This is a genomic window from Pseudomonas sp. EU05-FHT14B02 (assembly GCF_058791055.1).
Genome location: NZ_JBYTDD010000035.1, coordinates 74262 through 80906, shown reverse-complemented (window position 1 = coordinate 80906; position 6645 = coordinate 74262). Strand labels below are relative to the sequence as shown.

The following is a 6645-nucleotide window of genomic DNA, read 5'->3' as shown; positions in this document are numbered from 1 at the left end:
AGGCGATGGTGTGTCAGCCACATTGATGTCGACTGACACACCATCGCGAGCAGGCTCGCTCCCACAGGGGTCAGCTAATGCCTGCGTAATCAGTTGTGTGGCGAACAGTTCGAGGCGTTCGCGGGTATCGCCAGTGGTGCGCCACAGTTCAGTGCTGATCGACGACAAGGCATTCGGTCGAGGCCCGGTCCACGGCTCGGCCAAGGCGCAATCAAGCGGATCGAATCCTAGTCCGAAGGCCTTGGCCAGTGCCCGCAACAGACTCGACTGCGCACCACGGCCATCGCCCCGTGGAATGCGCAACAGCGCCAGCAAGGTATCGATGCGCAAACGTCCGGTGGGCGATTCGCCGAACACATGCAGGCCGTCGCGGATCTGCGACTCTTTCAAGTCGCACAGGTAAGTGTCGAGTCGCGGCAACCAGATCGCTGCGTCGGCATCGCTGTCGAGTTGTTCGTCCAGTTGCAGTTCACGGTCGATGTGGGTGTCACGCACCAGTTGCAGGATGTCGCGCTGCAACTCACGGGCGCGGCGAGGATCGAGCAGCTGCGCTTCGTAATATTCGTCGGCCAACAGTTCGAGGTTACACAGCGGGCCGTAGGTTTCGGCGCGAGTCAGCGGTGGCATCAGGTGATCGATGATCACCGCCTGGGTACGCCGTTTGGCCTGGGCGCCCTCGCCCGGGTCGTTGACGATGAACGGGTAGATGTTCGGCAGCGGTCCGAGCAAAGCATCTGGCCAGCAATGTTCCGACAGCCCCACGCCCTTGCCCGGCAGCCATTCGAGGTTGCCGTGTTTACCGACGTGGATCACGCCGTGGGCGCCATAGGTGTTGCGCAGCCAGAAGTAGAAAGCCAGGTAGCCGTGGGGCGGCACCAGATCCGGGTCGTGATACACCGCGCTAGGGTCGACCTGATAACCCCGGGCCGGCTGAATGCCGACGAAGGTCAGGCCGAAACGCAGGCCGGCGATCATCATCCGCCCGCTGCGACACATCGGGTCGTCTTCCGGCGCCCCCCAACGTTCGAGTACCGCCACGCGATTGGCTTCAGGCAGTGCGTTGAACATCACGAGATAATCACCCATGCCCAGGCTTTGCTGGCAAGGACGCAGGTCAAGAGTATCGAGGTCGTTGCTGACGCTGCCCAGTAACTGCTGGATCAGCGCGGTGCCGCTGTCTGGTAACTCAGCCGGTAATGGATAACCTTCGGCATGCAACGCCTGCAGGATATTCAGCGCCGCTGCCGGGGTATCGAGGCCCACGCCATTGCCGATGCGACCGTCGCGGGTCGGGTAGTTGGCGAGAATCAAGGCAATACGTTTTTCAGCATTGGGCACCCGCGCCAGATCGATCCAGCGCCGCGCCAGTTCGGCAACAAAATCCATGCGTTCCGGCTGCGGCCGGTAGCAGACCACATCCGACTGGCTGCGCTCACTGCGCCACGCCAGGTCCTTGAAGCTGATCGGGCGGCTGATGATGCGCCCGTCCAGTTCCGGCAAGGCAATGTGCATCGCCAGGTCGCGGGGGCCAAGCCCCTGTTCACTGGCGCGCCAACCCGGTTCGTTGTCCTGGGCGCAAATCGCCTGGATCACCGGAATATTGCGGCGGAATGGCCGCACATGCGGTGCTTCCGGGCTGGACTGGGCAAAGCCGGTGGTGTTCAGAATCACCGAGACGCAGGCCTCATCGAGCCAGTCCTCGACCACGCAAAGGCAGCCGGGTTCTTTCAGGCTCGCCAGCGCGATTGGCAACGGATTCAACCCCGCTGCCTGCAACCGTTGGCAAAAAGCATCAATGAAAGCGGTATTCGCCGCCTGCAGATGGGAGCGGTAAAACAGCACCGCCGCCACCGGTTGATCGGCGTTCCAGTCGGCCTGCCAGTCGCTCAGTGCGGCAGAATGTTTGTGCGGATGGTAAATCGCCGTGCGTGGCAGGGTTTGCGGTTCGTCCCAGGTGTAATCACGCGCCAGCCAGCGATTGGCCAGACAGCGGAAGAAGTCGAGGGCGTTGCCCATGCCGCCCTGGCGCAGAAACTGCCAGAGCCGGTCGCGATCCTCGGCATCGACGGTGCTCAAGTCGCTGAGCTCCGGGTCCGGGCGATCATCACCCGGGACCAGAATCAGCTGCACGCCGCGCTGCGACAGCTCGACCAGACGCTCGATGCCGTAACGCCAATAGGCGATACCGCCGTGCAGCGAGATCAGAATGACCTTGGCGTGGCGCAAGACTTCATCGACGTACAGGTCAACCGAGGCGTGGTTCTGCACCTGCATCGGATTGGCCAGGCGCACGCTCGGGTAATCGTCGGGCAACTGCTGCGCCGCTTCGGCGAGCAGCGCCAGGCTGGAATCGCCGCTGCACAGGACCACCAGCTCGGCGGGGGTTTGTCCAAGGTCGGCAATGTTGTCATCCGACACGAAACCGCCGGGCTGGGTCCTGAGCAGGTGCATGGCTTACACGCTGAGCGCGGCGCGCAATTGCGCTTCGAGAACAGTGGCGTCCAGTTCCTGGCCGATCAGCACCAGGCGAGTGACTCGCGCCTCTTCGGCGCCCCACTGGCGGTCGAAGTGCTTGTCAAAACGCGTACCCACGCCCTGGATCAGCAGGCGCATCGGCTTGTTCGGAATCGCCGCAAACCCCTTGACGCGCAGGATGCCGTGCTGAACCACCAACTGGGTCAGCGCATCCAGCAGCAGGCTTTCGTCGGCTTGCGGCAGTTCGATGGAGATCGAATCGAAGGCGTCGTGATCGTGGTCATCATGATCGTCGTCGCCATCGTGATGATGGTCGTGGTGGCTGTGGCGGCTGTCGATGTGTTCTTCGGAGCCGACACCCAGGCCGATCAGCACGTCCAGCGGCAGGCGACCACTGCTGGCTTCGATGATTTTCACCGCTGGCGGCAACTCCTCGGCGACTTCCAGGCGCACACGGGCCAGGTCCGTCGGGTTGATCAGGTCGGTTTTGTTGAGGATTACCAGGTCAGCGCTGGCCAATTGGTCAGCGAACAGTTCGTGCAGCGGCGATTCGTGGTCCAGGTTCGGGTCGAGTTTGCGCTGGGCGTCGACCTGATCCGGGAACGCGGCGAAGGTGCCGGCGGCCACGGCCGGGCTGTCGACCACGGTGATTACCGCATCTACCGTGCAGGCACTGCGGATTTCCGGCCACTGGAATGCCTGCACCAGCGGTTTGGGTAACGCCAGACCGGACGTTTCGATGAGAATGTGGTCCAGATCGCCGCGACGGGCCACCAGTTCGCGCATCACCGGGAAGAATTCTTCCTGGACGGTGCAGCACAGGCAGCCGTTGGCCAGTTCATAGACACGGCCATTGGCTTCTTCTTCGGTGCAACCGATGGAGCATTGCTTGAGGATTTCGCCGTCGATGCCCAACTCGCCAAATTCGTTGACGATCACCGCGATGCGGCGACCCTGGGCGTTGTCGAGCATGTGCCGCAGCAGCGTGGTTTTACCCGAGCCGAGAAAGCCTGTAACGATGGTGACGGGGAGTTTGGCCAGTGTTTTCATCGGATGCCCTATGGCTAAGCTGGCGGGCATACGGGACGACAACCGGCAACGCGCACGCGCGTGCCTGAAGAGTTCGCCACCGGATCACCCCGCCCGGTTGAAAGTGAGAATCTGTGACGAGGCAGGTCTCCTGGCTGACGGTGTGCCGGGCTTGAGCCTGGCATTCGCTGCGCCTTCCCGCCGGCCCCATGGATTGAGTCAGCAGTGGCGTGGCAACGAACATCACCGTTCACAGTTGCGGGGGCAGCCGCGGCATTGACCGCGTTCCCTTCTTAGCTTCGACAAACGCCGAAGAACCTCGAAAGCGCAAGGCTACGCATGGTCTTGGGGCGGGTCAATGTTCATGCTGAGTTCTGTAGCGCCTGTAACGACGCCATCGCGAGCAAGCTCGCTCCCACAGGGGATGGGGTTCTTTGAGAAAAATGCGGTCAAATGCAGGAGCGAGCTCGCTCGCGATTGAGTCGACCCGGTTCCGAATTGAGAACCCCTGCCAATTGACGCCCAACCCCCGCCCATGCTCTCCTACACACCTTGTTACGGGTGCCCTTCACAGGGTGAAACGGGAAACCGGTGAATCATGTGCTTTACTCTTAAGCCATGTCAGTCCGGTGCTGCCCCCGCAACGGTAAGCGAGCGAAGCGTCAGATCCACTGTGCCACTGCGGCATGGGAAGGTGATGCTTTCAGGTCCAGGCGCAAGCCTTTGCCCCTCGTGAGCCCGGAGACCGGCCCGCAACACAAAGTGACCAGTACGATCACTGAACCAACAAACCCGCGGTGGGCGGGCGCTGTTTGAAACCTTGCGCGCCTGGTCGTGCGGGTTTTTGCATGCGCTCTTATTCCCCGCTGACAGACCAGAGGGAAACGCCATGTCGATCATCAGCAGCGCCGAACACACAGCCGCGAGCACCACTTCAACCCTGACCCAACGTCTGGCAGCCGCCGTCTGCGCGTCGATCCTGGGCGCGTGCCTTGTGTATTTCGCCGGTTTCTCGCACATCGAAGCGGTGCACAACGCCGCCCACGATACCCGCCACAGCTCCGCGTTCCCGTGCCATTGAGAGCTGTCGACATGATCAAGCGTATTGTGCAAACCGCAGGTTTCACCGGGCTGCTGGCCGCCCTGTTGCTGACCCTGCTGCAAAGTTTCTGGGTCGCCCCGCTGATTTTGCAGGCCGAGACCTACGAAAAAGCCGAACCGGCCGCTGTTGAAATGCATGAACACGCCGACAGTGCGGTGTCTGCCCACACTCACGATGCACAAGCCTGGGAGCCGCAAGACGGCTGGCAGCGCGTGCTGTCGACCACCGGTGGCAACCTGGTGGTGGCGGTGGGTTTCGCCCTGATGCTGGCCGGCCTGTACACCTTGCGTGCGCCGACCAAAACCTCTCAAGGCCTGCTCTGGGGCCTGGCCGGTTACGCGACCTTCGTGCTCGCGCCGACTCTCGGCCTGCCACCTGAATTGCCAGGCACTGCCGCCGCCGACCTGGCACAACGGCAACTGTGGTGGGTCGGTACCGCCGCCTCCACCGCCGTCGGTATTGCACTGATCGTGTTCAGTCGTCACTGGCTGATGAAAGTCCTCGGCGCGGCGATCCTCGCCGTTCCCCATGTGATTGGCGCGCCGCAACCGGAGGTGCATTCGATGCTTGCTCCAGAGGCGCTGGAAACCCGGTTCAAAATCGCTTCGCAACTGACCAACGTGGCATACTGGCTGGCCCTGGGCCTGATCAGCGCCTGGTTGTTCCGTCGCAAAAGCGATGGTCAATACAACGCATGACTGACGTCAGCACAGCGCCGACCCTGGTGGTCGGCCTGGGCTGCCAACGGGGCTGCCCCGTCAGCACGTTGCTGGCGCTGCTCGATCAGGCGCTGGAGGCGCACCAGATTGCCCGTCATGAAATCAAGGCGCTGGCCAGCATCGATTCGAAGCGCGACGAACCTGCACTGATCGAACTGGCTCAGCAACTCGGCCTGGAACTGATGTATTTCAGCAGTGAGCAACTGGCCGCTTATGAACCGCAACTCAGCCATCAATCGCAAATAGCGTTTGAACGCACCGGTTGCTACGGCGTTGCGGAAAGCGCCGCACTGGCCCTGGCCGAACAACTGGCCCAGGCCCCGGCAAAACTGCTGATTCCACGACAAAAATATGCCCAGGCAACCCTGGCATTGGCTGGCGCTGCGTAAAAACCCATAATCCCCGCCTTTGATCATGAACATTCTTCATCTGAAGACCTGTTCAGCCCCTTTTTCCCACAGGAACCGACGATGACCGTCTACTTCATTGGCGCAGGTCCCGGCGACCCCGAACTGATCACCGTCAAGGGCCAGCGCCTGATTCGCAGTTGCCCGGTGATCATTTATGCCGGCTCACTGGTGCCTGCCGCCGTACTGGAAGGTCACTGTGCCGAACAGGTGGTCAACAGCGCCGAACTGCACCTGGAACAGATCATCGACCTGATCAAGACCGCCCACGCCAAAGGCCAGGATGTGGCCCGGGTGCACTCCGGCGATCCGAGCCTGTATGGCGCCATTGGCGAGCAGATTCGCTATCTGCGTGAACTGGGCATTGCGTTCGAAATCGTACCCGGCGTGACTGCCACAGCCGCTTGCGCAGCGCTCCTGGGCGCGGAACTGACCCTGCCGGACATTTCGCAGAGCGTGATCCTGACTCGCTACGCCGACAAAACCGCCATGCCACCCGGAGAGGAATTCTCCAGCCTGGCGCAGCACGGCGCGACCATGGCGATTCATTTGGGGGTCAGTCACCTGGCGAAGATCGTCGAGGAACTGCTGCCGCATTACGGTGCCGATTGCCCGATTGCAGTGGTGCACCGCGCGAGCTGGCCGGATCAGGATTGGGTGGTGGGCACGCTGGCAGATATTGCCGGGAAGGTTGAATCGAAGGGATTTCGTCGTACGGCGTTGATTCTGGTGGGTAGGGTGCTGGACAGTGATCACTTCAGCGAGTCATCGCTGTATCGTGCGGGGCATGCGCATCTCTACAGGCCCTGATTCACCACCTACCCTGTGGCGAGGGGGTATGCCCCCTCGCCACAGGGTTCCAATCACCCATAAAAAAACGGCGCTCACGGGGCGCCGTTTTTTGATTTCGCAG

General features: G+C 61.8%; 6 protein-coding genes and 2 riboswitches. Of the genes, 4 read left to right on the top strand and 2 right to left on the bottom strand.

Annotated elements, in window-relative coordinates; translation table 11 throughout:
• Both cobN and cobW read right to left on the bottom strand, forming a co-directional pair.
• Positions 1-2451, bottom strand: a 2451-nt coding sequence (gene cobN / locus AC3WTM_RS26090; protein WP_492587668.1) for a cobaltochelatase subunit CobN, incomplete at its 3' end; no start/stop codon positions are given.
• A 3-nt stretch (positions 2452-2454) separates the two neighbouring features.
• A complete protein-coding gene (cobW, locus tag AC3WTM_RS26085; RefSeq protein WP_102671351.1) occupies positions 2455-3525 on the bottom strand; it encodes a cobalamin biosynthesis protein CobW in 1071 nt (356 codons plus the stop codon).
• A 103-nt stretch (positions 3526-3628) separates the two neighbouring features.
• A riboswitch (cobalamin riboswitch) is annotated at positions 3629-3841 on the bottom strand.
• 205 nt (positions 3842-4046) lie between these two features.
• Positions 4047-4272: riboswitch (cobalamin riboswitch) on the top strand.
• 121 nt (positions 4273-4393) lie between these two features.
• Between cobW and AC3WTM_RS26080 the strand changes: the two genes are divergently transcribed.
• From AC3WTM_RS26080 to cobM, 4 genes are all read left to right on the top strand, one after another.
• The gene (locus tag AC3WTM_RS26080; protein WP_057714565.1) at positions 4394-4585 is read left to right on the top strand and encodes a CbtB domain-containing protein; all 192 of its coding nucleotides are present in this window, start codon (positions 4394-4396) and stop codon (positions 4583-4585) included.
• A gap of 11 nt (positions 4586-4596) precedes the next feature.
• Positions 4597-5304, top strand: a complete 708-nt coding sequence (locus AC3WTM_RS26075; protein ID WP_102671350.1) for a CbtA family protein — start codon at positions 4597-4599, stop codon at positions 5302-5304.
• On the top strand, positions 5301-5714 hold the full coding sequence (locus AC3WTM_RS26070) for a cobalamin biosynthesis protein (RefSeq protein ID WP_102671349.1): 414 nt from the start codon (positions 5301-5303) through the stop codon (positions 5712-5714). Before AC3WTM_RS26075 ends, AC3WTM_RS26070 begins: the two co-directional genes overlap by 4 nt.
• An 81-nt stretch (positions 5715-5795) precedes the next feature.
• On the top strand, positions 5796-6542 hold the full coding sequence (gene cobM / locus AC3WTM_RS26065) for a precorrin-4 C(11)-methyltransferase (protein WP_102671348.1): 747 nt from the start codon (positions 5796-5798) through the stop codon (positions 6540-6542).
• The last annotated feature ends 103 nt before the right edge of the window (positions 6543-6645 follow it).

What these genes read in the sequence shown, in the direction of transcription:
- cobW (WP_102671351.1), bottom strand. Translation starts at nt 3,525, where the DNA reads ATGAAAACACTGGCCAAACTCCCCGTCACCATCGTTACAGGCTTTCTC.
- AC3WTM_RS26080 (WP_057714565.1), top strand. Translation starts at nt 4,394, where the DNA reads ATGTCGATCATCAGCAGCGCCGAACACACAGCCGCGAGCACCACTTCA.
- AC3WTM_RS26075 (WP_102671350.1), top strand. Translation starts at nt 4,597, where the DNA reads ATGATCAAGCGTATTGTGCAAACCGCAGGTTTCACCGGGCTGCTGGCC.
- AC3WTM_RS26070 (WP_102671349.1), top strand. Translation starts at nt 5,301, where the DNA reads ATGACTGACGTCAGCACAGCGCCGACCCTGGTGGTCGGCCTGGGCTGC.
- cobM (WP_102671348.1), top strand. Translation starts at nt 5,796, where the DNA reads ATGACCGTCTACTTCATTGGCGCAGGTCCCGGCGACCCCGAACTGATC.